Origin of the sequence: Pseudomonas sp. PDM02 (genome assembly GCF_014852285.1) — a bacterium.
Classification (GTDB): Bacteria; Pseudomonadota; Gammaproteobacteria; order Pseudomonadales; family Pseudomonadaceae; genus Aquipseudomonas; species Aquipseudomonas migulae.
On record NZ_JACVBL010000016.1, the window covers coordinates 139,246 to 164,736 of the forward strand.

The following is a 25,491-nucleotide window of genomic DNA, read 5'->3' on the forward strand; positions in this document are numbered from 1 at the left end:
TTCTCAATATATGTTTAATGGCACACCGCCTTCGCGGGCAAGCCTCGCTCCTACAGGGGGTGGTGTTAGTGCTGAAGGTGGTAGATGGCATTGGCCAGTGCGATGTCTTCCAGGCCCAGGCCGATCGAGCGGAAGAACACGTGACGGTCATAACCGGGGCGCTGGACTTTTTCGCTGATCAAGCCCGGCAGGTCGCCGACGATGGCGCTTGCGTCCCAGCCGTGCTGTTCGCCGGCAATCAGCATTTCACCCGCCGAGCCCGGCGTGGTCAGACGATAGTCGCAGAACACCTGCATGTCATTGAGGCTCTGCGGCGGCACTTCATGGGCGCGTGGGGCATTGGTGCTGATGGAAGTGATCAATGCCGGTTTGGTCAGGCTGGAAGGGTCGATCACCGGGCCGGCAGACGAAGTGCACAGCATGATCACGTCGGCGTCCTGAACGGCCGCTTCGCGCGTGTCGACAAGGGTCAACCGTGGGTCGAGGCTTTTGATCTGCGCCACGGCTTCAGGGCTGAGGTCGCTCAGGTTCGGCGAGAAAAGGTGGATGCTTTCCCAGTCGCGCAGGCCTTTGACGTAATGCAGGTGTGCCAGCGCGACCTTGCCGCTGCCGATGATCGCCAGGCGGTTTGCATTCAGCGGGGCGAGGGCATCGACCGCCACCGCGGTTGTCGCGGCGGTGCGCGCGGTGGTCAGTTCGCCTGCGTCGCACAGCAGCAGCGGCTCGCCGGTCTGCATCGACATCAGCAAAGTCCATGCGGTCACCAATGGGCCTTGTTCGCGGACGATGTAAGGCGAGGTCTTGACCCCGTAAACCCCGTCTTCGGCCAGCACGCCCAGGTAGTTGATGAAATCGCCGGCGCCCTTGGGAAACTCCACCAATTGTTGCGCCGGTTGTACCGCTTGCCCGGCCGCCAGGTCGCGGAACAGCTTGCGCAGGATCTGCGGAACGTCGACCTGTGCCAGCAGCTCGCGGGCCTGGGGTTGGGTGATCACATAGGGCGTGCTGGACATGGTCGGCTCCGGGAATGGCAAGTAAACTAATTTGTCCATTATGGACTTTTAGTTCTGTCGGGCAAGCTCCCTTTGAAAAAAAACGACGAACGAAAAAAAAGCGCAGTCCGTTGCCGGCTGCGCTTCTTTTATTGCGACCCGCTGTTACGGACGCTTGCGCTCAACCGCCCGCAATAGATGCGTCGGTGGCGTTTCGCAGCTGATTTTGCGACCCAGCAGCGCCTCGATGGACGGAAGCTGGTAGGAGTCGTCTTCACCGGCAAAACTGATGGACACGCCATCGGCGCCGGCACGGCCGGTACGACCGATACGGTGTACGTAGTCGTCCGGGACTTCCGGCAAGGTGAAGTTGATCACGTGGCTGATGCCGTCGATGTGAATGCCACGACCGGCCACGTCGGTGGCTACCAACACGCGGATCTTGCCTTCGCGGAAGCCTTCCAGGGTCTTGATGCGCTTGTGTTGCGGCACGTCGCCAGACAATTGCGCGGCATTGACGCCGTCACGCACCAGGCGTTCTTCGATGCGCCGCACTTCATCCTTGCGGTTGGCGAAGACCATCACCCGCTCCCAACCGTTGTCGTTGACCAGGTTGTAGAGCAGTTTGTATTTGTCGGCACCAGCCACCGCGTAGATGTGTTGCTCTACGTTTTCGCTGGCCACGTTCTGCGCCTCGATCTCGACGATCGACGGGTCGGTGGTCCATTGCTTGGCGAGGTTCATCACGTCATCGGTGAAGGTCGCGGAGAACAGCAACGTCTGGCGCTCGTTCTTTGGCGGCGTCTGGCGAATGATCTGACGCACTTGCGGGATGAAACCCATGTCGAGCATGCGGTCGGCTTCGTCCAGGACCATGACTTCGACCATGTCCAGGTGCACGTCGCCGCGCTGGTTGAAGTCGAGCAGGCGGCCCGGGGTGGCGACGAGGATGTCGCAATGACGCGCTTCGAGGTGCTTGAGCTGCTTGTCGAAGTCCATGCCGCCGACAAACGTCATGACGTTGAGGCCGGTGTACTTGGTCAGGTCGGCGGCGTCCTTGGCGATCTGCACCACCAGTTCACGGGTCGGCGCGATGATCAGCGCCCGTGGCTCACCCATGTAGCGCTCTTTCGGCGGCGGGGTTTGCAGCAACTGGGTGATGATCGAAATCAGGAACGCCGCGGTTTTGCCGGTGCCGGTCTGGGCGCGGCCGATGGCGTCTTTGCCCGCGAGGGTGAAGCCCAGCACTTGAGCCTGGATCGGCGTGCAATACGGGAAGCCGAGGTCCTGGATGGCGTGCATCAGTTCCGGGGCAAGTTTGAAATCGTGGAATCGGGTTTTGCCTTCCTGGGGTTCGACGACGAAGTCTTCGAGTTTCCAGGGGATGACCGGCGCTTTTGGCTTGGGTTCACGACGCGGTTTAGCGGGCTTCGGCGCTTCGCTGCGTGGTTGCTCGGCAGCCGCCGCTTCAACAGGCTGGACGGCCGGTGTCGCCACAGGCTCTTGTTTCGGTGCCGCTACGGGGGCGGTCCGGCCAGGCTGATTACCGTCGGTGCGGTGGCTGGGGCTGTGAGACGGAGCGCTGGAGACTGGCGCGAGCTGCTCAGTCTCGCTTTTACCGAACATTTTCTTGAGTGCTTTGAGCACGGTCATCTCATCAATTGGTTAAGGAATATACGGCGGCCAGTGTAATGCAAGAATCGGGCGCGGCGTAGGGGGATGGATCAATGGGCTGTTTTTCAGCTGAGCCGTTAACGCAAGCGCTCGCCGAGCCAGGTGCCAATGTCGCGAATCTCCTCGGGTAACACTTCGTGACCCATTGGGTATTCCTGCCATGTCACGGTGACACCATGCTGCTTTAAATACTCGTAGGCGGTCCGTCCCATCGAGTTTTGCACCACGTCATCGTACTGACCGTGCAACGACAACACCGGAATCCGCTGTTGGCTGGCCGAAAGCTCCAGTCCTTCGCTGAAGGTCGGTGCATAAGTAGAGAGGGCAAGTACGCCACCCAGCGGCCCCTGCCATTTCAGGAACGCAGTGTGGAACACCACGGCGCCGCCTTGGGAAAAACCTGCCAGGAAAATTCGCGAAGCGTCTATTCCGCCGGCTCGCTGTACTTCGATCAATTTGATGATCCGGTCCGACGACGCTTCCAGCTGTTCGCGGTTGATCGCGCGTGCAGGGCTCATGGCCAATATGTCGTACCAGCTCGGCATCTCGTAGCCACCATTGATGGTGACGGCGCAGGTCGGTGCCTGAGGGAGAACGAAGCGAGTGCTCAGCAGGGTTTCCTGTAACGCTTCGGCCACCGGCAGGAAGTCGTAACGGTCGGCGCCCAGCCCGTGCAGCCAGATAACGCAGGCGTCTGCGGGCTTGACGGGTTCAAGAATCAAGGGCTCGGTCATGGCTGCTCCAATTGTGTGCGTGCGCTCTCATTGAGTGCGAGAGATGAGTGCGCGTCTGGTTGATCCGTTAAGAAGATGTCGCAAGGCTACAAGTTTTGCTATTGACCTGTCCCTTAAACGCTTTGGCGAGCGGTCTGGTACGGGCTTTGCTATAGGAAGCCTGTACGAAAAATCCCACGCCTGTCGGTAACACTATCAGGCCATTGTTCGTGGTGGGATAGCAAAAAATCCGGTGATGGATGTTCGCCAGTGGCCGCTACGGGCTTCGCGAACGTGAAAGGGCTACAGCCCGTTCGGCCGATTGGTGAGAAGTGAGTGGTCCATGATTTGGATTTTCTCCTACTAGACTCATAGCGCAGGTCCTACGTCGGTTGACCCCAAAAAAAACCAACACGGGTCAACTACGCCTCATAAGGGTGCGACTGGACTCAAGCTCCGACACAACAAGAGCAAAACTGGAGGTTTGAATGAAGATGTTGAAATCCACCCTGGCTATCGTGTCTGCAGCCGCAGTACTCGGTGTCAGCGGGTTCGCTCAGGCGGGTGCAACCCTGGATGCAGTGCAGAAGAAAGGTTTCGTACAGTGCGGCGTCAGCGATGGCCTGCCTGGTTTCTCGGTTCCGGACGCCAATGGCAAGATCGTCGGTATCGATGCTGACTACTGCCGCGCTGTGGCCGCTGCCGTCTTCGGCGACGCGACCAAGGTCAAGTTCAGTCAGTTGAACGCCAAAGAGCGCTTCACCGCGCTGCAGTCTGGCGAAATCGACATCCTGTCGCGCAACACCACCATGACCAGCTCCCGTGATTCGGGCATGGGTCTGAAATTCCCTGGTTTCATCACTTACTACGACGGCATCGGTTTCCTGGTAAACAGCAAGACTCTGGGCGTGAAAAGCGCCAAAGAGCTCGACGGCGCCACCATCTGCATTCAAGCCGGTACCACCACCGAGCTGAACGTTTCCGACTACTTCCGCGGCAACGGTCTGAAATACACCCCAATCACTTTCGACACCTCCGATGAAAGCGCCAAGTCGCTGGAATCCGGTCGTTGCGACGTGCTGACCTCCGACAAATCCCAGCTCTACGCACAACGCAGCAAGCTGGCGACCCCGAACGACTACACCGTTCTGCCGGAAACCATCTCCAAGGAGCCTCTGGGCCCGGTCGTACGTAATGGCGACGACGAGTGGCTGGCCATCGTGCGCTGGACTGGCTACGCCATGCTCAACGCTGAAGAAGCCGGCATCACTTCGAAAAACGTCGAAGCTGAAGCCAAAGGCACCAAGAACCCTGACGTCGCTCGTCTGCTGGGTACCGACGGTGAATACGGCAAAGACCTGAAAGTGAAGAAAGACTGGGTCGTGCAGATCGTCAAGCAAGTCGGTAACTACGGTGAAGTGTTCGAGAAAAACCTCGGCAAGGACACTCCGCTGGCCATCGACCGCGGGCTGAACGCTCTGTGGAACAACGGCGGCATTCAATACGCACCACCAGTGCGCTGATGGTTCTATCACCCGGTGGGCCAACCACCGGGTGATGTTCTGTTCCATTACATCCGGGGCACTTCATGCAAAATTCAATCGGCGCACCAAAGCAGAGGCTCAGCCTCAGCGATCCCAAAGTGCGTGCGTGGCTATTTCAGATCATCACCATTGTGGCGGTGGTCTCGATGGGCTGGTACCTGTTCGACAACACGCAGACCAACCTTCAACACCGGGGCATTACCTCCGGTTTCGACTTTCTGGAGCGCAGTGCCGGTTTCGGCATCGCTCAACACTTGATCGACTACACCGAATCGGACAGTTATGCCCGGGTGTTTGTCATCGGCCTGCTCAACACGCTGCTGGTGACCTTCATCGGCGTGATCCTGGCGACAATCCTCGGGTTCATCGTCGGCGTGTCACGGCTGTCGAAGAACTGGATCATCAGCAAGCTGGCGACTGTTTATGTGGAAGTCTTCCGCAACATTCCGCCGCTGCTGCAAATCCTGTTCTGGTACTTCGCGGTGTTCCTGACCATGCCGGGGCCACGCAACAGCCATAACTTCGGCGACACCTTCTTCGTCAGCAGCCGCGGCCTGAACATGCCGGCCGCGTTGATGGCGGACGGTTTCTGGCCGTTTGTGATCAGCATCGTCGTGGCCATTGTCGCGATCGTGCTGATGAGCCGCTGGGCCACCAAACGCTTCGAAGCGACCGGTGTGCCGTTCCACAAGTTCTGGGTTGGCCTGGCGCTGTTCTTTGCGATCCCGGCGCTGTGCGCGTTGATCTTCGGTGCACCCGTGCACTGGGAAATGCCCAAGCTGCAAGGCTTCAACTTTGTCGGTGGCTGGGTGCTGATCCCGGAACTGCTGGCACTGACCCTGGCCCTGACCGTGTACACCGCGGCGTTCATCGCCGAGATCGTGCGTTCGGGCATCAAGTCGGTCAGCCACGGCCAGACCGAAGCGGCACACTCGCTGGGTCTGCGCAACGGTCCGACCCTGCGCAAAGTGATCATCCCGCAAGCCCTGCGCGTGATCATTCCGCCGCTGACCAGCCAATACCTGAACCTGGCGAAAAACTCTTCGCTGGCGGCCGGTATCGGTTATCCGGAGATGGTTTCGTTGTTTGCCGGTACGGTGCTGAACCAGACCGGGCAGGCGATCGAGGTAATTGCCATCACCATGAGCGTGTACCTGGCGATCAGTATCAGCATTTCCCTGCTGATGAACTGGTACAACAAGCGCATTGCGCTGATCGAGCGGTAAGGAAAAGCGCATGAGTACTCATACTTTCAAGCCTGACATGCCTCCACCGAGCAGCAGCATCGGTGTGGTTGCATGGATGCGCGCAAACATGTTCTCCAGCTGGCTCAACACCCTGCTGACCCTGTTTGCGTTCTATCTGATTTACCTGATTGTCCCGCCGATCCTGGAATGGGCAATCATCGACGCCAACTGGGTCGGCACCACCCGCGCCGACTGCACCAAGGAAGGCGCCTGCTGGGTGTTCATTCAGCAGCGTTTTGGCCAGTTCATGTACGGCTACTACCCGATGGACCTGCGCTGGCGCGTGGACCTGACCGTGTGGCTGGCGGTGATCGGCGTGGCGCCATTGTTCATCTCGCGCTTTCACCGTAAAGCCGTGTATGGCCTGAGCTTCCTGGTGCTGTACCCGATCATTTCCTGGTGCCTGTTGCATGGCGGCGTTTTCGGTCTGACCCAAGTGGCGACCAGCCAATGGGGCGGCCTGATGCTGACCCTGGTGATCGCCACTGTCGGTATTGCCGGTGCGTTGCCGCTGGGCATTGTGCTGGCGCTGGGCCGTCGTTCGAACATGCCGGCGATTCGTGTGGTCTGCGTGACCTTCATCGAATTCTGGCGCGGCGTGCCGTTGATCACGGTGCTGTTCATGTCCTCGGTGATGCTGCCGCTGTTCCTGCCTGAAGGCATGAACTTCGACAAACTGCTGCGGGCGCTGATCGGCGTGATCCTGTTCCAGTCGGCCTATGTGGCTGAAGTGGTGCGCGGCGGTCTGCAAGCGATTCCAAAAGGTCAGTACGAAGCGGCTGCGGCGATGGGCCTCGGTTACTGGCGCAGCATGGGCCTGGTGATTCTGCCGCAAGCCCTGAAGCTGGTAATCCCTGGCATCGTCAACACCTTCATTGCGCTGTTCAAGGACACGAGCCTGGTGATCATCATCGGCCTGTTCGACTTGCTCAACAGCGTCAAACAAGCCGCCGCCGACCCGAAATGGTTGGGCATGGCCACTGAAGGCTATGTGTTCGCGGCCCTGGTGTTCTGGATTTTCTGTTTTGGTATGTCGCGCTATTCCATGCATCTGGAACGCAAGCTCGACACTGGCCACAAGCGTTAGGAGTTCTGTAATGAGCGAAGCAATCAAAAAGCCTGTGAGCCCTGAAGGCATTATTCAGATGCAGGGCGTGAACAAGTGGTACGGCCAGTTCCACGTATTGAAAGACATCAACCTGAACGTCAAACAGGGCGAGCGTATCGTCCTGTGCGGCCCGTCGGGTTCCGGTAAGTCGACGACCATTCGCTGCCTCAACCGCCTGGAAGAACACCAGCAGGGTCGCATCGTGGTCGATGGCGTGGAGCTGACCAACGACCTCAAGCAGATCGAAGCGATCCGTCGTGAAGTCGGCATGGTGTTCCAGCACTTCAACCTGTTCCCGCACCTGACCATCCTGCAGAACTGCACCCTGGCGCCGATGTGGGTGCGCAAGATGCCCAAGCGCCAGGCCGAAGAAATCGCCATGCATTACCTGGAACGCGTACGCATTCCGGAGCAGGCGCATAAATTCCCGGGGCAACTGTCCGGCGGTCAACAGCAGCGTGTGGCGATTGCCCGTGCCTTGTGCATGAAACCGAAAATCATGCTGTTTGACGAACCGACTTCGGCCCTTGACCCGGAAATGGTGAAAGAGGTGCTGGATACCATGATCGGCCTGGCCGAAGACGGCATGACCATGCTCTGCGTGACCCACGAAATGGGCTTCGCCCGCACCGTGGCCAACCGCGTGATCTTCATGGACAAGGGCGAAATCGTTGAACAGGCCGCGCCGAACGACTTCTTCGACAATCCGCAGAACGAACGCACCAAACTGTTCCTGAGCCAGATCCTGCACTGATCGAAGCCAGGCAGTGAAAAAACCCGGACGCTGTTCCGGGTTTTTTTTGCCCGAAAAAACACACCACGATCCCTGTAGGAGCCGGCTTGCTGGCGATAGCGGAGGGGCAGGCGACTTCCATGTTGGATGTCAGACCGAATCGCCAGCAAGCCGGCTCCTACAGGGTTTGCGCAATGCACGAGATGGCGAGCCGGGCGCGGAATTGTAGGAGCTGGCTTGCCGGCGATAGTGGTGGGTCAGGCGACATCCATGTGGGATGTCAGATCGAATCGCCAGCAAGCCGGCTCCTACAGGGTTTGTGTCGCATGCGAAATGGCGAGCCGAACGCGGAATTGTAGGAGCCGGCTTGCTGGCGATAGCGGAGGGGCAGGCGACTTCCATGTTGGATGTCAGACCGAATCGCCAGCAAGCCGGCTCCTACAGGGGGTGTGTCGTGTGCGAGATGGCGAGCCGAACGCGGAATTGTAGGAGCCGGCTTGCTGGCGATAGCGGAGGGGCAGGCGACTTCCATGTTGGATGTCAGACCGAATCGCCAGCAAGCCGGCTCCTACAGGGTTTGTGTCGCGTGCGAAATAACGAGCCGGACGCGCAATTGTAGGAGCCGGCTTGCTGGCGATAGCGGTGGGTCAGGCGACATCCAGGTGGGATGTCAGACCGTAATCGCCAGCAAGCCGGCTCCTACAGGGGGTTGTGTCGTGTGCGAAATGGCGAGCCGGGCGCGGAATTGTAGGAGCCGGCTTGCCGGCGATGGCGGAGGGGCAGGCGATATTCATGTGGGATGTCAGACCGAATCGCCAGCAAGCCGGCTCCTACAGGGTTTGTGTCGCATGCGAAATGGCGAGTCGGGCGCGCAATTGTAGGAGCCGGCTTGCTGGCGATAGCGGTGGGTCAGGCGACATCCAGGTGGGATGTCAGACCGTAATCGCCAGCAAGCCGGCTCCTACAGGGTTTGTGTAAACCGTTTGCCCTGTGGGGCGATGCTGACTAACATGTCAGAAAATTCATCCTATGATTGGATGAAAGGGCGAATCTTATGTCAGACATGTCTCCACTCATTAAACGTTCCCTGGTTGATCAGGCTCTGGACCAGTTGCGCCTGCGTATCACCGAAGGCGTCTGGTCTGTCGGTCAGCGCCTGCCCACCGAGCCTGAGCTGTCTGCCGAATTGGGCATCAGCCGCAACACTGTCCGCGAAGCCATGCGCGTGTTGGCGTTTTCCGGTTTGATCGAAATCCGTCAGGGCGATGGCAGCTATCTGCGGGCGGTGATCGATCCGCTGGACACCCTGAAAGCGTTGTCGCGCTGCTCGCTTGAGCAGGCTAGGGAAACCCGGCACATCCTTGAAGTCGAGGCCATCGGCCTTGCCGCGCTGCGCAGGACCGACGAAGACCTCGTGGCCTTGCGTGAAGCGCTCAACGTCAGCGGTGATCACTACCACGGCGATCTCGACAGCTACATCGCCTGCGACCTGGTGTTTCACCGTCGTCTGGTAGACGCCGCGCACAACCCCACCCTCAGCGAGTTGTATCGCTATTTCTCCAGCGTCGTCGGCGCACAACTGCGCCAGACCTTGAGCGTCACGCCACGCCGCCAGGAAGTGTTCGATCTGCATATCGAATTGCTCGATGCCGTCGAGCAACGCGACCCGGAACGCGCGAAAGCCTTGTCGAGGCAGTTGATCAATGAACCTTGAAACCGAGAACGCCATGTCCAGCAGCCACAGCACGATCACCGAAGCCAAACGCACGGCGGAGCTCGAAGAGCTGCTGATCGACGCCGAGGCCGATGACGAACAGGTCCAGCAAAGTCAGCCAATCCTGCGTCGCCCGTGGCTGTTGTTGCTGGGGCTGATTCTGGTCGCGCTGAACTTGCGTCCGGCGCTGTCGAGCATGGCGCCGATGCTCAGCGAGGTCTCGAAAAGCTTGGGCCTGTCGGCGGCGCAGGCCGGTTTGCTGACGACGTTGCCAGTGCTGTGCCTCGGTCTTTTTGCGCCGTTGGCGCCGATTCTGGCGCGACGTTTCGGCGCTGAGCGCGTGGTGTTGGGCATCCTTCTGACATTGGCCGGCGGGATCATTCTGCGCAGTTCGTTCGGTGAAATCGGCTTGTTTGGCGGCAGCGTGCTGGCCGGCGCGAGCATCGGCGTGATCGGCGTTTTGCTGCCAGGCATCGTCAAACGCGACTTCGCCAAACACGCCGGGACCATGACCGGCGTCTACACCATGGCCCTGTGCCTGGGGGCGGCGATGGCAGCGGGCGCGACCGTGCCGTTGAGCGAACACTTCGACAAAAGCTGGGCGTTGGGACTTGGCTTCTGGGTGATTCCGGCGCTGGTGGCGGCTATGTTCTGGTTGCCGCAAGTCGGTCAGAAACACGGCTCCCACAACGTGGCTTACCGGGTTCGCGGTCTGTTGCGTGACCCGTTGGCCTGGCAAGTGACCTTGTACATGGGCCTGCAATCTTCGTTGGCGTACATCGTGTTTGGCTGGTTGCCATCGATCCTGATCGGTCGCGGCCTGACCCCGACCCAGGCCGGCCTGGTGTTGTCGGGTTCGGTGATCGTTCAACTCGCCAGTTCGCTGGCCGCACCTTGGCTGGCGACGCGCGGCAAGGATCAGCGCCTGGCGATCGTCATCGTCATGGCGCTGACCCTCGGCGGTCTGTTCGGTTGCCTCTACGCACCCATCGAAGGCTTGTGGGGCTGGGCGATCCTGCTCGGCCTGGGGCAGGGCGGAACGTTCAGCCTGGCGTTGACCCTGATTGTCTTGCGCTCGCGGGATTCGCACGTGGCGGCCAACCTGTCGAGCATGGCCCAGGGCTTCGGTTACACCCTGGCGTCCATGGGGCCGTTCGCGGTCGGCATCGTGCATGACTGGACCGGCGGCTGGAATGCCGTGGGCTGGATCTTCGCTGTGATCGGCCTCGGCGCCATCCTTGCCGGCCTCGGTGCCGGGCGTTCGCTGTACGTGCAGGTGGTCAGCGAAAAGGTCTGACTACAGGTAAACAACGTCCAGCGTTGCCGAACCGTCGAGCTGCACCTCCGTGCTGAGGTCCAGCTCGGAGGTGGGCGCGATGACCGTTTCTACCGTCACCCGGCTGGTCAGTGTGCGGATGGCAATCGGGCCGGCGCTGCTCCCGGCAATGTCAGTGAATCCGAGATAACTTCGGGCGCCAATCGGAATGGCCTGGCTGTTCGACGAACTCCAGGCCTTGCCGCCCGTGGTGGAATCGGTTCGATAGACCTGCATCAGGTCGTCCACCACGGTGCTGGCCGGATCGAAGTTCAGTGAATACAAGCCGATTTTATTTTGGTTGTGGTCGTGGTTCAGGCCGTAGTAAATCTCACTGTTGACGATTGCCGAGCCGTCGCGGTTGTCGCGCATCAGCAGGGCAAAACGCGCGGGTGCATTGCACTGAATGTTGAGGTCGAGGGTCTGGTCGCGCAGTCGCGTGCGTTTGTCGACGCTGAGGTCCTGCCGGGAGATTTTTCCGTAGTCGACGAGGCCGTTGTTGGACAGCATCGGTGTGCAGGCGAGCGGGGTGAGGGTGCCTTTGACGGTCAGGTCAACCGCCGATGCAGCAAGAGCGATGGGCGTGATGCTGATCAGTAAAGTTGCCGAGAAGGTTGCGAGATAGTTGTTCATTCATGAAGGTCCTTTTCTTGGGTTGCCGTGTACCGATGTCGCATCACCGTTGCCGATAATGCGGCGCCCTGATTTACAGGTAGTTCATCTCAAGCGTTGCAGAACCATCGATCAGCACTTCGTTGGTCAGGTCAAGTCCGTCGGCCCGCGCAATCGAAGTAGTGATTCCCAGTTCCAGGGTCAGATCCTGAATAGGGATCGGCAAGCCAGGATTACTGATGGCCGCCACCGACATGTATTGTCCGGGCCACATGAAAAACTGGGCTTTCCAGTCGTTCTTCCCATCCACGGACTTGATGGTCTGCACGGCTTCGCCATCGGCGACGGCATTGATCATCGTCAGTAAATAACCACCCAGATTCTGGGTTTCATTGATCTTGCCCAAGCCGAAATACACGCTGGAAGGAAACGTGGAAGAGCCGGCGCGATTGTCCTTGGCGAACAGGGCGAATGGCGTGGGGCCGTCGCATTTCACGCCCAGCGTCAGTGTTCTTTCTTCGAGGGGGGTGGACGTGTTCTGTTTCAAATCTTTGGCCGGAATCTTTCCATAATCGACGATGCCGTCGCTGGACAGGCTCGGGGTGCAAGCGTTCGGAGTGATGAGGCCTGTGACCGTCAGGTCCGTCGACGAGGCGGCGAAGCTGAGTGGGGACGTCAGGGCGATGATCGCCATCGTCAGCGCGTGTGGAATTGTTTTCATGGGACAGGTTTCGCTGTGTCTGGTGAGCGCAATCAGTCCTTGCCCGAAGCGTGACCTCGGGCAAGGTGCATGGCTTACAGGTACTTCATTTCAAATGTTGCTGAACCGTCGACAGTGACTTCATCGATCAGGGTCAGGCTGTCCGCCCGGGCGATATAGGTCTGGATTTCCAGCTCCATCGTGAGGTCTTTGACGGGAATGGGGCTGCCCGCACCGACCGATGTCAGCTCACCGGGGCCTATGTGATTTGTGCGGGGCCAATACCCTGCGCTTTGTAAATAGATCGCTTGAACAGTCTTCCCGTCTGCTAAAGCGCTTTTGATAACTGCCTGGAACATACCCAGTTTTTCAAATGCGTTGGTTTCCCCCAGACCGAACGCGTTATCGGCCAGCGAGGTCGCGGCTCTGTTATCAATAGCATTCAGCGCGAACTTATTCGCTGCGTTACAAGCTACGGTGAGCTGCATTGGCTGAGTGTTTACCAAAGTGTTTGAAGTCATTTTGAGATCTTTCGCCGAGATTTTGCCGATGTCGACGATCCCTCCCCCGGAAAGCGTCGGGGTGCATGCGTTCGGGGTGATAAGGCCCGTCACCGTCAAATCAGTGCTCGAAGCCGCCAGCGCATAAGGCGCAACGCCAATCAACGCGGTGGCGGAGAGTGCTGCAAAGTACTTTTTAAACATTTCTTGCTCACTTCTATGGTTATTGCCCTGACTGCCCCGAGGCGCTCAACTGCGCCCCGGATCCAGCAGGATCGGGTTGGGTGTCACAGGTAAATAATCTCGATCGTCCCCGCGCCATCGAGCTCGATGGCGGTGCTCAAATCCAGGCTGTTGGTGGGGGCGATGACGGCGTCCACGGTCACCGTGGTGCTGAGGTTCTGGATCAGCGCCGGGCCGGCGTTGCTGCCGGCACTGTCGGTGAACGCCAGGTAACGGGTCTGGCCGATGGGGATCGGGTTGGCGCTGCCGGTGTTCCAGGCGGAGCCCGCAGTGGAGGAGTCGGTTTGATAGAGGCGGGCGAATCCGTCGGCATTGGCGCGAGCCGGGTCCACGTTCAGTGAATACTGGCCAATCTTGTTGCCGCGGCTGTCCTTGCCCAGGCCGTAGTAAAACTCGCTGTCGAGCGTCGTCGAGCCTGAGCGGTTGTCATGCATGATCAGGGCGAAGGAGGCCGGCGCGTCGCAGCCGATCATCAGCGTCAACGACCTGGGTGGCAGGCGCGTGTCCTTGTCGGCGTTGAGGTCTTTTTTCGACAGGGTGCCGAAGTCGGCCACGCCGCCGTTGGACAGCACTGGCTCGCAGGCCGCCGGGGCGAAACGGGCGCGCAAGGTCGCCTCGCGGGTGCGTCCGGCGCCGATGGCATCGAACACCCCGAAGGCTTCCCAGGTCACCGCGTCACGCACCTGCATGCCTTGCTCTTGAACCCAGGCGGTCAGCTCAAGTTGCGCCGAAAAACTGCGCCCCTGTACCGGCACGCCGGCCTGCACCGGCACGATCCCGTGTTCCGGTCGCCAGATCAGGTTCGATGCCGTTTTGGTCGGTGGCTGACCGGCCCCGGCAATCAAGCCGATTTCCACCGACTGGCCGTCGAGCACAGCGTCGCGAATGCGTACCTGATAACTGCCGCGTTCGGCAAAGTGAAAGCGTTCGGCAGTCGCGGCCATCGCCCGATAGAACAGGCTCATGTCGATGGGCTGCGCACAGCTCACGGTCAGGCTGAGCGGGCGCTCGCCGAGGTGTCGTTCCGCTGCCGCATCGGGGCGGATCGCCCGGTTCATCAAGCCGTAATCGAGCTCCGGCTGGCTCAGGTTGAACTGACAGTCGTCGGTGGACGCCGAGGCCAGTGACGTGAGTCCGCCCAGTGCCAGCGGCGCGAGGGTCAAAAGCAGATAGCGCGACAGGTTCATGAAGTCATCCTCAGAGGGCTCGGCACTTGGCGGGGGCGGTTTCGTAGTACGCGTTGGTGTCCGCGTCGGCGGGCAGTTCGAAGCGCAGTTCGCAGCGCTCCAGCCCCGGCGCGCTGATCCACAGCGCACGGCGGTCGAGGGCGTTGGGCAAAAACACCAGGCCGCCGTCCTGCACCAGGGTCACGAACTCGCCATCCTCGGTGTTCACGGCGGCCCCGCGCGGCAGGGGTGCGCCGTTGGCGGTGGTGGCCTTGAGCAAGGCTCGACGGGTCATCGTGATGCCGAATTCAACGTTGTCGACGGCGCCGCGACCGGCCGAAATCACCGCCAGCCCGTTGTGAATGTCGGCGTTGCGCGGCAGGGTTTTGGTGTCGACTTCCACCGGGCTGCGGCCGTACGCCGCCACTTGCGGGATCACCGCCTGACCTTGCCAGTCGGTCCACACCGGACCGCTGGGCGTCGACACTTTGACCGAACCCATGTCGCCCACCGACAGCAGCGCAAAGGTGTCGCTCACCGGGTACGGCGACAGCGTCATGCCACCGCCGTGCAACACCGCGCCGCCACGGGCGCTGGCCTGATAGCTGGAGCGTTCATCGTCGGCGCGGGTGTAGTTGAGATCGAGTTGGGCGTAGCGCGGCAGCAGTGAAACGCCAGCCGTGGATTGCACCTGTTTGTTACGCGTGTCGTGTTCGACGCCGACCCGGTAACCCAGCTGATCGTTGACCCGCTCACTCAAGCCGACGCCGCTGCGGTACTCGCCAGCGGAACTGCGCACCCAGGTGCGCGCCCGGCGGTTCTCGCCCAGCGGAATGCTGAGGTTCAGGTAGACGCTGTCATCGTTGCGGCTGGCGCCGCTGACCTGCCATTCGGCGGTCGCCGAGACCGACACGCCAGCGATGCTGGTGCCCCAGGAGGCGAGGGCGCGGCCGCTGCTTTGGCCGTCGAACGAACTGGAGCGGCTGAAGCCGCTGCTGAAGGCGCCGAGCCATAGGTGCGACCACGACAGGGCTGCGCTCTGCTGATCGCGGTAACGGGAGTTGCTGTTGTCGGACGTGTTGTCGAACACCGCCTCTTCCAGTTCCCGGTAGCCGAGGGTTCGGTAAGAGCTGCCGGCATTGAGCGCCCACTGCTCGCTCAACCGGTACGAGACGCTCAGGTCCGCCTGAAGTCCCTGACTGGCTTGCTTGCCGCTGGCGTGCGCGCCGGTCAGCGTGGCTTGCACCTGGGTGGCGGGCGAGGGCAACAGGCCGACGCTGGCGCCCGCCGCGCGATAGTCGGCGGCGCCGGTCAGGCCGGTGCTGAGCAACACTTGCGGGGTGAGCGCACCGCTCCAGCCGCCGCTGATCACCCAGGGATCGTCACTCTGTGAGTCACCGATACTGCGCACCTGGCCGGCCCCCAGCGAGTAACCGGGCGCTGGCAAACTGACCCCCAGCATCGCGGCCTGCACGGTAAAACTGCGCTCGCTGCCATCGGCCTCCTTGATCGTGACTTCCACGTCGGAACGCGTGTTGAGCCGTCGCACGTTGGTGAGCGCGAACGGGCCGGCGGGCACCACCGTGGAATGGATCAGCGAGCCGTTCTGGCGGACCTCGATCTGCGCCTGACTGTTGGCGATTCCTTCAATGACCGCGCTTTGCCCTTCGACCTGCAGCGCTTGCTCATTGAGCACTTGCACGCCGGTGATCTGCGCACCGGCGAGCACCGGGTTGTAGAGGTTGATCTGACCCGCCTGCAGCACCGCTTCCTGACTGGCGAAGGTGCGCTGGGCGTAGGCCGCAATGTGCGTGGTGCGGGAGATGTCGTCCTGCCAGGTCTGTACCTGACGGCTGCGCACGATCCAGTCACCGGCATTGAAACCGAGTTCGGTGTTGGCCGAGGCGTAGCGGCTCGAACTGTCCCCTGAACGGCTGTGCAAACCGGTGACGTCGTAGTTGATCAAACCGGCAATACCCCCGGTTTGGTAACCGGAAAAGTCCCGGGCCGTGGGGCGTATCGCGTCGGTGGGCACGATCAACGACAGGGCGAGGTTCGCGGGGTCCGGTTCGATGACGGCCTGCGGCGCGCTGCCAAGAAAATCGTGGCACTGGCCATCGTCCAGCGTAAGCGCGGGCACCGTAAGGTTCGCCGCATCGAGCAGCGCGCGGTCGAAGCACAATGCCCCTTCGCGATTGAACGTGACGTCGACCCGGCCATGGCGCTGACCGTTGACGGTAAGCGTGACCGGGTGCCGGCCGGCCGTGAACTGCGGCGCCTGCATCAGCAACGTCGCCAGCGCCGGATCGATGCCGCGCTGCAGCAACGTGTCCTTGTCGAACGACGCCGGTAACGACGCCTCACCGTGGGCGTCGAGCATCATCAGCGCGTTACTCAGCAGCAACGCCACTGGGGTTCGCCGCCGCCATGGATAAGGGCGAGCGGCGGCCCAAATAACGGGCACGGCTTCGCCATCACGGTAAATCGATACTGTGTTCATCGGGTTCACTTGGGTTATTGCGGTGTGCGGCTATAGGCACACCTGTGGCAACGGCCAGGTGGCCGTCGCCTTGAAACATGTGCGCTCATCCGTCCGTGATGACGCCGTCAGAGTGGTTCAGGACTGGATGGGCGCCTCGTAATGCGGCACCGCAAAACCGTAGACCGTTGCCGGTTGAAAGCGCACCTGCGTGGCGGCGCCTTCGGGCACCTTGATGCTGATGTGCTCACCGGGCAGCACGTAGGTTTTCGGCAACATTGCGTTGACCGCCGCCGGCAACAATTGCACCTCCTGGCCCAGGCGGACCACATAAGGCGTGTCGTTGCGCACGGTCAGTTGACCGTCCTTCAGCGACCATTGCAGGTCGGTCCACGGCGTGCGATTGGGCGCCAGGCCTTTGGGGTGCAGGATCACCGGCAAGTTCTGGCGCACCGTCACGCCGACTCGGGCCTGCCCGGCTTCGGCGGGGGCTTTGCCCTGGGGGATGCCTTCAAAGATCACCCGTTTCAAACGCTGAGTGAGCAGGGGCTTTTCCGATTGCAGAATAAACCGCACCAATTGGGTTTTGCCCGCTTCGACGCGCGCCAGCGGCGGCGTCACGAACACCAGCGATTCGCCGTCCTCGGCAATGTCTTCGAGGGTGACGTGCATCAACGCCAGGTTGGCATCGGTGTTGGTCACGGACACGGACGCTTCGCCGTCGGCCTCGTTGACGATGACCACGGAAGTGTTCGGCACCATGCCGTCGGCCTGAGCCTGTGCGCTCAGCAGCAGGGCAAATGCGCCGAGGCTGGAATGGAACAGATGACGGGTGACTCTGGAAAACATCGTCATGAAGTGTCTCGTTGAATATTCGAAAAAATGGAGCCGGGAACACCGGCCTATCAATAGTTCAACTGCACGGTGACATGCCCGTCGATGGGGATTTCGTCGGTCAGCGTCAGGTCATTCGCGCGAACGATGGTGGTAAACGCCGTGAGCCGCGCACGCAAATCCTTGATGGCGATCGGTGTGGTCAGGTCGGTCAACGCCGCGAACGCGGTCCGGCCGGCGTGCCCCAGGTAGGAAGACACTCGCCAGGTGGCACCGTCGTTGAGGGAGATGATGGTTCTCACCGTCGCCCCATCGGCCACCGTATCGAACAGGCCGAACCTGACACTGCCCAGGTTCTGGTCGTCGTTGACGACGCCCAGTCCGTGACTATGAGGGTGGAAGGCGGAAGAGCCTTCGCGGTTGTCGATCGTCGTCAGGGTAAACGGCGTGGCGCCATCGCAGTTCACGTCCAGGTACAGCGTGCCGTTTTCCAGGGCTGTGGGCTGGTCCGGTTTCAGGTCTTTTACTGTCAATTTGCCGTGGTCGACGATGCCTCCATCGGACAGGCTGGGTGTGCAGGCGCTGGGGGTGATCAGGCCGGTGACGCTCAGGTCGGTACTGCTGGCGGCCAAGGCCACGGGAGCGCAGGTGATCAACAGGGGCGTCAATAGAGCGAGGGAGCATCTGTCCATGATGGGTCGTCCTTTGAGTGAGCGGGCAACGCCGTGGGGCTGGCGTTGCTCGTTGATGACGGAGGGTTACAGGTACTCGATCTGGAGCGTTGCGGAGCCGTCGAGTGTGACTTCGTCGGTGAGGGTCAGGCTGTTGGCGGGGGCGATGATGGTGTCAATCGCTACATCCAGCGTCACGTTTTGGAGGAAGTCAGGTGCCCAGACAGTGTCTGTACGGGTTCCAAACGCGATCCAGTGATGAGGTGCGATGACGGTGTCAGCGTCGAACCGATCCCAAGTGTCGCCCTCATTTCCCGACCATAAAACTGATACAGGGGCATCGGCGACCGGGTTTCGGAACCCCAGATCGTATCCGCCTAGTTTTTCATTCGTATTGATCTGGCCCAAACCGAAGCTAGCACCGCTAGCGGTGTTTTTCCTGTTGTCGAAAGTGCTGATTGCAAACCGTGTGGAGGCATTGCAGTTCACGTTCAATTGAAGGATCTCCACTCCGAGGTGAGTGGGTGTGGTCGGATTCAGGTCTTTCGCGGATCTTTTTCCGTAATCGACGACGCCACCATTGGCCAGGCTCGGTGTGCACGCAACAGGAGTGATGATGCCCGTCACAGTCAGGTCAGTACTGGACGCCGCAAACGCCGACGAGGCACCAGTCAGCAGCAAAGCAGCAGTCAGAAGGGATAAACGCTTGTTCATGTGTTGGCTCTTCCTTGATGAACGATTGTTGGGAGTTGCCCTGTTATGGACAGGGCGCAATCTATCGATCGAAGTAGCCAGGCGGAATGCAACTAATACGAAAACGAACGGCCCGGTGTATGAAAACGTGTTGCGGGCTACAAATCGCCCTCCTGCATCGCGTTGTCTGTAGTCCTTCTGTGTGGCCGATGTAGCTTGTAAGCGTAGGGCGGTTCTTTTTGTTTTATAGGAGAAAGAACACCCCCCCGATTACATTGGGCGATGCGGTTTTACGGTCGGGAAAGGGCGTTGTGGTAGGAACAGGACGGCGCTATTTTTCGCGCATTCCAGTCACCAAACAGGATAAATCCGACAATGCGCGTAATCATTGCTGACGACCATCCGGTCGTTCGTATCGGCTTGCGGATGCTCGTCGATCTGAACCGGACATGTGTGGTGGTGGGGGAGGCTGATGGTCCCGACAGCCTGTTGAGCCTGCTGTGCACGACGCCTTGTGATCTGTTGATCACCGACTTTTGCATGCCGGGCAACTTGCAGGCCGACGGGCTGAAGATGCTGAGCCGGGTGCGACGTGGCTACCCGACGATGCCGATCATTCTAGTCACGATGTTTGCCAACGTCACCACGCTGAGGGCGGCGTTCGCACAAGGCGTGGTGGCGATCATCGCCAAAGGCGCGTCGGCGAAGGAGTTGCCGATGGCGATAAAATCCGTGTCTGAAGGGCGCCGGTACATCAGCGAGTCGTTGCGCACGGCACTGCTTCAGGCCGACGCCCGGGCCCGGTCGAGTTGCGCTGCGCTGTCGGCAAAAGAGCACGAGGTGGTCAGAATGCTCGCCAGCGGAATGACCGTCAGTGAAATCGCCGGCTACTTCAAACGCAGCGTATCGACCATCAGCAAACAGAAAAACATGGCCATGCAGCGGCTGGGCATTTCCACGGATGTGGACCTGTTTGCGTATGCCCGTGAGAGTGGCATGGTGCATTAGGCTTCGGCACACCTGAGGGTATTCCCGCCACGAATGCCGGTAGTGTTCCGTTCATTAGTTGACTATCGTGCAGGCAATTCTACGAAACCCATTTTCAAACCAGGGAGCTTGCCCATGAGTGATGCCCACAACGCCTTGATCACCCGATTCTATGAGGCCTTCCAGCGCCTGGATGCCGAGGCCATGAGCGCCTGCTACACCGACGACGTGGTGTTCAGTGATCCGGCATTTGGCGAGTTGCGCGGGCGTGACGCGGGCGACATGTGGCGCATGCTCACCACTCGTGCCAAGGATTTTTCCCTGACTTTCGATAACGTGCGCAGCGATGATCGCAGCGGCGGCGCGCATTGGGTGGCGACGTACCTGTTCAGCCAGACCGGCAATACCGTGGTCAACGACATTCAGGCGCGTTTTGTGTTTCGCGACGGCAAGATCTGCGAGCATCACGACCGTTTTGATCTGTGGACCTGGTCGCGTCAGGCGCTGGGGTTCAAGGGCCTGCTGCTGGGCTGGACACCGCTGGTGAGAAACGCCGTTCGTGCTCAGGCCTTGAAGGGGCTGAAGGCATTTCAGGCCAGTCGCTGATAAGATCGCGGCTTGTTTTCTTTCAAGCCCTGATCGTCACGTGAACACGCCGAGCGAACCCGCCGCCATTGCCGCCGAACCGACGCTGCCCGTCAGCAAACCCTGGTTCGTCTACCTCGTTCGCGCGGCCAACGGTTCGCTCTACTGCGGGATCAGCGACGATCCCGTCCGCCGCTTCGCCACTCACCAGAGCGGCAAAGGCGCGCGGTTCTTCCTTTCCAGCCCGGCGGTGGCCTTGGTCTACACCGAAGTCTGCCGCGACAAAAGCGAAGCGCTGCGCCAGGAACGGCTGATCAAAAAACTCAAGAAAAGCGCCAAGGAATGTCTGGTGGCGACCTTTGCTGCGGACTTATCAATCTGATTGATCAGTTCCCATCAGGCAGATCTGTAGGCTGCTCGCGGATTGCGCGCTAAGCTGCAGATTCCTGATTCGTGCGGCGGAGCCGAGCATGTCCGAGTTGATTCTTCATCATTACCCGACGTCCCCCTTCGCCGAAAAGGCCCGCCTGCTGCTCGGCTTCAAGGGCCTGTCCTGGCGCTCGGTGAAGATCTCGCCGGTGATGCCAAAACCCGATCTGACGGCTTTGACCGGTGGCTATCGCAAGACGCCGGTGTTGCAGATTGGTGCGGATATTTATTGCGACACGTCGCTGATCGCTCGTCGACTGGAGCAGGAAAAAGCCTTGCCGGCGTTCTTCCCGGAAGGTCAGGAAATGATCACCGCGAGCTTCGCCGCGTGGGCGGATTCGGTGGTGTTCCAGCATGCCGTGAGCCTGGTGTTTCAGCCTGCGTCGGTCGCGGTGCGTTTCGGCCATTTGCCGCCGGAAGCAATCAAGGCGTTCCTCGCCGATCGCGCCAGTTTTTTCAGCGGTGGCAGTGCGACAAAGTTGTCGGCCGAACAGGCGCGGCACCAATGGCCGACGATCATGGCACGCCTGGAGCAACAGCTGCAGCGCGAGCAGGGCGACTTCCTGTTTGGTGAACCGTCGATTGCCGACTTCGCCCTGGCTCATTCGCTGTGGTTCCTGAAAGCGACACCGGTGACTGCACCGCTGGTCGATGCGTACCCGGCGGTTGCCGCGTGGCATGCACGGGTCCTGGGTTTCGGGCATGGTGCGTTCAGCGAGATGACATCCGAGGAGGCGCTGGCGGTGGCGCGTAATGCCACGCCTGCCGCGTTGCCGGATGAGCAGTTCGAAGAGCCGAACGGGTTTGAGACGGGTCAGCAGGTGGCTATCACGGCGACCGATTACGGTGTTGATCCGGTGGCCGGGGAGTTGCTGTTTGCCGGGCGTGAGGAATTGATCGTGCGTCGTGAGGATGAGCGTGGCGGATTGGTGCATGTGCACTTTCCGCGGTTCGGGTTTCGTATCGAGCGCACTAACAGCTAACGACGTACACCGACCTGTAGGAGCCGGCTTGCTGCGGGCGGCGTTCCGACGATAGCGGTGGGTCAGTCGATGAATTTGTTGACTGATACACCGCTATCGTCGGAACGCCGCCCGCAGCAAGCCGGCTCCTACAGGGGATTGTGGGGGCCGGAGAGTTACTTCAAGGCCGCGAGGATGGTATCCGGGTCATACCCGCGAATCAGCGTTCCATTGACGTCGATGATCGGAATCCCGCCGCCACCCAACGCTTCATAAGCCTTGCGCGCCTCGGCGTCTTTCTCGATGTCGAATTCCTTGTACGGAATGCCTTTCTGATCAAGAAAACGCCGGGTCAGTTTGCAGTAACCACACCATTCAGTCGCATAGAGCACGACGTTAGCCTTGGCCTGAGTCTGCTCCGACACCACCTGCGATGGGTTGAACACCCGCTCGATCTTGCCCCAGTTCTGATAAACCACGACCACCAGCAGGATCAGCAGGAATTTCTTCAGCACGCTGCCCAGCATCAGTTGCGTCGCTTGAGCTGGTCAGTCAGCTGAGTCGGCAGGCCTTTGATGATCAGCGTGCCGGCTTCTTCGTCGTATTCGATCTTCGAACCCAGCAGGTGCGCTTCGAAGCTGATCGACAGACCCTCGGCGCGACCGGTAAAGCGGCGGAACTGGTTCAGGGTGCGTTTATCCGCCGGGATCTCAGGCGAAAGCCCGTAGTCCTTGTTGCGAATGTGATCGTAGAAGGCTTTTGGGCGCTCTTCGTCGATCAGCTCCGAGAGTTCTTCCAGGCCCATGGGTTCACCCATTTTTGCCTGGCTGCTGGCGTAATCCACCAGGGTCTTGGTTTTTTCGCGGGCGGACTCTTCCGGCAAATCTTCGCTTTCCACGAAGTCGCTGAACGCCTTGAGCAGGGTGCGGGTTTCACCCGGGCCGTCGACGCCTTCCTGGCAGCCGATGAAGTCGCGGAAATACTCCGAAACCTTTTTGCCGTTCTTGCCTTTGATGAACGAAATGTACTGCTTGGACTGTTTGTTGTTCTGCCACTCGGAGACGTTGATTCGCGCCGCCAGGTGCAACTGGCCCAGATCGAGGTGGCGGGACGGGGTCACGTCCAGCTGATCGGTCACGGCAACGCCTTCACTGTGGTGCAGCAGCGCGATCGCCAGGTAATCGGTCATGCCCTGCTGGTAATGCGCAAACAGCACGTGGCCGCCCACCGAGAGGTTCGACTCTTCCATCAGCTTCTGCAGGTGTTCCACCGCCACGCGGCTGAACGCCGTGAAGTCCTTGCCGCCGTCGAGGTATTCCTTCAGCCAGCCGCTGAACGGGTGCGCCCCGGATTCGGCATGGAAGAAACCCCAGGCCTTGCCTTGTTTGGCGTTGTAGCTCTCGTTGAGGTCGGCAAGCATGTTCTCGATGGCGCTCGACTCGGCCAGTTCAGAGTCGCGAGCGTGGAGAACTGCGGGCGTGCCGTCGGGTTTTTTGTCGATCAGGTGGACGATGCAATGACGGATCGGCATGGGCTTCTCGGCTGTTTGATACGGCTGGTTGGAGAGAGCAGGGCAGGCTCCCAAAAAAGTGCCAAGTGTACCGCAACCGCTGGTTTTGGCGTGGTGCGAAGGGCAATTCGTAGCCGACCGACGGCCCTTATGCAGTTTTTTCCTGTTTTAGAGCAATAAAGCTGACCAAATGGGTAGCTAGAGGCGGATATTTCCCCGTCTCTGTGCTAGTTTTGCCCGGTCTTACGCGAAGTCACTGCGTTAAGCGTGCATTCAGCATTTGTCAGGTCGAACCAAACCCTGATTTCGGTATCTATAACCCCGATCCCGTGGTTATTGGCCGAGGGTGCCAGATCCAGAAGATCGGGCTCGATGGCTGACACTGCACTCTGCAATCCATATGAATTTGATAGGGAAGGAACACTACATGGCTCTTACTAAAGACCAACTGATCGCCGACATCGCTGAAGCTATCGACGCGCCAAAAACCACCGCGCGTAACGCTCTGGACCAACTGGGCCAAATCGTTGCCGATCAGCTGGAAAACGGCGGCGAAATCACTCTGCCAGGTATCGGCAAGCTGAAAGTGACTGAGCGTCCTGCCCGTACCGGCCGTAACCCTTCGACTGGCGCTGCCATCGAAATCGCTGCCAAGAAAGTTATCAAGCTGGTTGTGGCCAAAGGCCTGACCGACGCTGTTAACAAGTAAGACGCAGTAAAAAAAACCGTGCTCCGGAGTGATCCGGGCACGGTTTTTTTGTGCCTGTGATTTGGCGTTGGGCTCGCAAACACCGCAAAACCAATGTGGGAGCGAGACCGGCTTGCCGGCGATGGCTGCGTGTCAGTTAACAATGATGTCGACTGATTCACCGCCATCGCCGGCAAGCCGGTCTCGCTCCCACAGTTAATCGTTGTTGGTCAGTTAATCAGCTTTTACTGGCCCAACGCTCGCGCCGCCAGACCTGCTGTTCGGATTTGGTCTGGAAGGTCCACGCAACGAAGCGGCTTTGCTTCTGGCCCTGGGACATTTCCACGACCTGGCTTTCCAGAACCCCGGCCTTTTTCAGCGCCGTCTCAATCGCCGGCAGGTTCGAGGCTTTCGAGACCAGGGTGCTGAACCACAGCACTTTGTGCTGAAAGTGCGCGCTCTCGGCAATAAGCTGTGTCACAAAACGGGCTTCGCCACCTTCGCACCACAATTCGGCCGACTGACCGCCGAAGTTCAGCACCGGCAGTTTGCGTTTCGGGTCGGCGCGGCCCAGGGCGCGCCATTTGCGCTCGCTGCCTTTGGTCGCTTCGTCCATCGATGCGTGGAACGGCGGGTTGCACATGGTCAGGTCGAAGCGTTCGCCGGGTTCGAGCAAGCCCAGCAGAATGTGCTTGGGATTGGTCTGCTGGCGCAACTGGATGGCTTTGTTCAGACCGTTGGACTGGACGATGGCTTTGGCGGCGGCCACGGCCGTCGGGTCGATTTCTGAACCGAGGAAGTGCCAGCGGTAGTCGCTGTAACCGATCAGCGGGTAGACGCAGTTGGCGCCCATGCCGATGTCGAGCACCTTGACCGGCGCACCACGCGGGATTTCGCCGTCATTGACGCCGGCCAGCAGGTCGGCCAGGAAGTGCACGTAATCAGCACGGCCCGGCACCGGCGGGCAGAGGTAATCGGCCGGAATGTCCCAATGGGCGATGCCATAGAACGATTTCAGCAGCGCCCGGTTGAACACCCGCACCGCGTCCGGGCTGGCGAAGTCGATGCTTTCCTTGCCGTACGGGTTAATGATCACGAACTTCGCCAGTTCCGGCGTGGTTTTGATCAGCGCCGGGAAGTCGTAACGACCCTGATGGCGGTTGCGCGGGTGCAAGCTGGCCTTTTCACGCGGTTCCACGGCTTTGGCCGGGGTGGCGGGGTCAGGCTTCTTGCGCGCAGGGCGGGGTGTGCGGGGGGCGGTCATGGGCGTTGTCGATTCGGGTATGGCTGAAAGTGGCGGGTATTGTCCCATATCTATCGCCACAACGCGGTGCGCGTTTCTGTAGGAGCCGGCTTGCTGGCGATCCAGGCGACGCGGTGGATCAGATGCAC

25 protein-coding genes are annotated in these 25,491 nt (G+C 60.2%); 11 read left to right on the plus strand and 14 right to left on the minus strand.

What is annotated here, in order from left to right:
- Positions 1-65: 65 nt before the first annotated feature.
- The 3 genes from IB245_RS24940 to IB245_RS24950 all read right to left on the minus strand — a co-directional run bounded on the left by IB245_RS24940 (position 66) and on the right by IB245_RS24950 (position 3,400).
- The gene (locus IB245_RS24940) at positions 66-1,013 is read right to left on the minus strand and encodes an ornithine cyclodeaminase family protein (RefSeq protein WP_192228979.1); all 948 of its coding nucleotides are present in this window, start codon (positions 1,011-1,013) and stop codon (positions 66-68) included.
- Between the two features lie 144 nt (positions 1,014-1,157).
- Positions 1,158-2,645: an ATP-dependent RNA helicase RhlB gene (rhlB, locus tag IB245_RS24945; RefSeq protein WP_008026628.1), complete on the minus strand. Its 1,488-nt coding sequence runs from the start codon at positions 2,643-2,645 to the stop codon at positions 1,158-1,160.
- Between the two features lie 98 nt (positions 2,646-2,743).
- A complete protein-coding gene (locus tag IB245_RS24950; RefSeq protein WP_008026629.1) occupies positions 2,744-3,400 on the minus strand; it encodes an alpha/beta hydrolase in 657 nt (218 codons plus the stop codon).
- Between the two features lie 467 nt (positions 3,401-3,867).
- Between IB245_RS24950 and IB245_RS24955 the strand changes: the two genes are divergently transcribed.
- The 6 genes from IB245_RS24955 (at position 3,868) to IB245_RS24980 (ending at position 11,022) form a co-directional block, all read left to right on the plus strand.
- Positions 3,868-4,902 carry an amino acid ABC transporter substrate-binding protein gene (locus IB245_RS24955; protein WP_008026630.1) on the plus strand — a complete coding sequence of 345 codons (1,035 nt, stop codon included), beginning with the start codon at positions 3,868-3,870 and terminating at the stop codon, positions 4,900-4,902.
- 65 nt (positions 4,903-4,967) lie between these two features.
- Positions 4,968-6,149, plus strand: coding sequence for an amino acid ABC transporter permease (locus tag IB245_RS24960; RefSeq protein ID WP_008026631.1), 1,182 nt, complete (start codon positions 4,968-4,970; stop codon positions 6,147-6,149).
- A gap of 10 nt (positions 6,150-6,159) precedes the next feature.
- Positions 6,160-7,257: an amino acid ABC transporter permease gene (locus IB245_RS24965; protein WP_008026632.1), complete on the plus strand. Its 1,098-nt coding sequence runs from the start codon at positions 6,160-6,162 to the stop codon at positions 7,255-7,257.
- A gap of 10 nt (positions 7,258-7,267) precedes the next feature.
- Entirely contained in the window at positions 7,268-8,032 is a 765-nt protein-coding gene (locus IB245_RS24970) for an amino acid ABC transporter ATP-binding protein (RefSeq protein ID WP_090188113.1), read from the plus strand.
- A gap of 1,033 nt (positions 8,033-9,065) precedes the next feature.
- Positions 9,066-9,725, plus strand: coding sequence for a FadR/GntR family transcriptional regulator (locus IB245_RS24975; RefSeq protein WP_192228980.1), 660 nt, complete (start codon positions 9,066-9,068; stop codon positions 9,723-9,725).
- Positions 9,715-11,022, plus strand: coding sequence for a CynX/NimT family MFS transporter (locus tag IB245_RS24980; RefSeq protein ID WP_192228981.1), 1,308 nt, complete (start codon positions 9,715-9,717; stop codon positions 11,020-11,022). The genes IB245_RS24975 and IB245_RS24980 overlap by 11 nt, the downstream gene beginning before the upstream one ends.
- Here IB245_RS24980 and IB245_RS24985 read toward each other — a convergent pair whose 3' ends face one another.
- The 8 genes from IB245_RS24985 to IB245_RS25020 all read right to left on the minus strand — a co-directional run bounded on the left by IB245_RS24985 (position 11,023) and on the right by IB245_RS25020 (position 18,959).
- Positions 11,023-11,673, minus strand: coding sequence for a DUF1120 domain-containing protein (locus IB245_RS24985; RefSeq protein WP_192228982.1), 651 nt, complete (start codon positions 11,671-11,673; stop codon positions 11,023-11,025).
- A 73-nt stretch (positions 11,674-11,746) separates the two neighbouring features.
- Entirely contained in the window at positions 11,747-12,373 is a 627-nt protein-coding gene (locus tag IB245_RS24990; protein WP_192228983.1) for a DUF1120 domain-containing protein, read from the minus strand.
- Between the two features lie 74 nt (positions 12,374-12,447).
- Positions 12,448-13,056 carry a DUF1120 domain-containing protein gene (locus tag IB245_RS24995; protein WP_192228984.1) on the minus strand — a complete coding sequence of 203 codons (609 nt, stop codon included), beginning with the start codon at positions 13,054-13,056 and terminating at the stop codon, positions 12,448-12,450.
- 83 nt (positions 13,057-13,139) lie between these two features.
- Complete coding sequence (locus IB245_RS25000) at positions 13,140-14,282, minus strand: DUF1120 domain-containing protein (RefSeq protein WP_192228985.1); 1,143 nt, start codon at positions 14,280-14,282, stop codon at positions 13,140-13,142.
- Between the two features lie 10 nt (positions 14,283-14,292).
- Positions 14,293-16,761, minus strand: coding sequence for a fimbria/pilus outer membrane usher protein (locus IB245_RS25005; protein WP_192228986.1), 2,469 nt, complete (start codon positions 16,759-16,761; stop codon positions 14,293-14,295).
- 117 nt (positions 16,762-16,878) lie between these two features.
- Positions 16,879-17,595 carry a fimbria/pilus chaperone family protein gene (locus IB245_RS25010; protein WP_192228987.1) on the minus strand — a complete coding sequence of 239 codons (717 nt, stop codon included), beginning with the start codon at positions 17,593-17,595 and terminating at the stop codon, positions 16,879-16,881.
- 50 nt (positions 17,596-17,645) lie between these two features.
- Positions 17,646-18,266: a DUF1120 domain-containing protein gene (locus IB245_RS25015; RefSeq protein WP_192228988.1), complete on the minus strand. Its 621-nt coding sequence runs from the start codon at positions 18,264-18,266 to the stop codon at positions 17,646-17,648.
- A gap of 66 nt (positions 18,267-18,332) precedes the next feature.
- Positions 18,333-18,959, minus strand: coding sequence for a DUF1120 domain-containing protein (locus IB245_RS25020; protein WP_192228989.1), 627 nt, complete (start codon positions 18,957-18,959; stop codon positions 18,333-18,335).
- A gap of 354 nt (positions 18,960-19,313) precedes the next feature.
- Between IB245_RS25020 and IB245_RS25025 the strand changes: the two genes are divergently transcribed.
- The 4 genes from IB245_RS25025 (at position 19,314) to IB245_RS25040 (ending at position 21,922) form a co-directional block, all read left to right on the plus strand.
- Positions 19,314-19,946 carry a response regulator transcription factor gene (locus tag IB245_RS25025; protein ID WP_192228990.1) on the plus strand — a complete coding sequence of 211 codons (633 nt, stop codon included), beginning with the start codon at positions 19,314-19,316 and terminating at the stop codon, positions 19,944-19,946.
- A 114-nt stretch (positions 19,947-20,060) separates the two neighbouring features.
- On the plus strand, positions 20,061-20,531 hold the full coding sequence (locus IB245_RS25030) for a nuclear transport factor 2 family protein (RefSeq protein WP_008026662.1): 471 nt from the start codon (positions 20,061-20,063) through the stop codon (positions 20,529-20,531).
- A gap of 40 nt (positions 20,532-20,571) precedes the next feature.
- Positions 20,572-20,892 carry a GIY-YIG nuclease family protein gene (locus IB245_RS25035; RefSeq protein ID WP_192228991.1) on the plus strand — a complete coding sequence of 107 codons (321 nt, stop codon included), beginning with the start codon at positions 20,572-20,574 and terminating at the stop codon, positions 20,890-20,892.
- A gap of 88 nt (positions 20,893-20,980) precedes the next feature.
- Positions 20,981-21,922, plus strand: coding sequence for a glutathione S-transferase family protein (locus IB245_RS25040; protein WP_192228992.1), 942 nt, complete (start codon positions 20,981-20,983; stop codon positions 21,920-21,922).
- 155 nt (positions 21,923-22,077) lie between these two features.
- Here IB245_RS25040 and IB245_RS25045 read toward each other — a convergent pair whose 3' ends face one another.
- Complete coding sequence (locus tag IB245_RS25045; protein WP_008042471.1) at positions 22,078-22,428, minus strand: glutaredoxin family protein; 351 nt, start codon at positions 22,426-22,428, stop codon at positions 22,078-22,080.
- Entirely contained in the window at positions 22,428-23,432 is a 1,005-nt protein-coding gene (gene yejK, locus IB245_RS25050; protein WP_008026670.1) for a nucleoid-associated protein YejK, read from the minus strand. The genes IB245_RS25045 and yejK overlap by 1 nt, the downstream gene beginning before the upstream one ends.
- 406 nt (positions 23,433-23,838) lie before the next feature.
- On the opposite strand from yejK, the gene IB245_RS25055 reads away from it, so the two are divergent.
- Positions 23,839-24,120, plus strand: coding sequence for an HU family DNA-binding protein (locus IB245_RS25055; RefSeq protein ID WP_007905514.1), 282 nt, complete (start codon positions 23,839-23,841; stop codon positions 24,118-24,120).
- Between the two features lie 217 nt (positions 24,121-24,337).
- On the opposite strand, the gene rlmF is transcribed toward IB245_RS25055, so the two are convergent.
- Positions 24,338-25,363, minus strand: coding sequence for a 23S rRNA (adenine(1618)-N(6))-methyltransferase RlmF (rlmF, locus tag IB245_RS25060; RefSeq protein WP_192228993.1), 1,026 nt, complete (start codon positions 25,361-25,363; stop codon positions 24,338-24,340).
- Positions 25,364-25,491 lie beyond the last annotated feature (128 nt).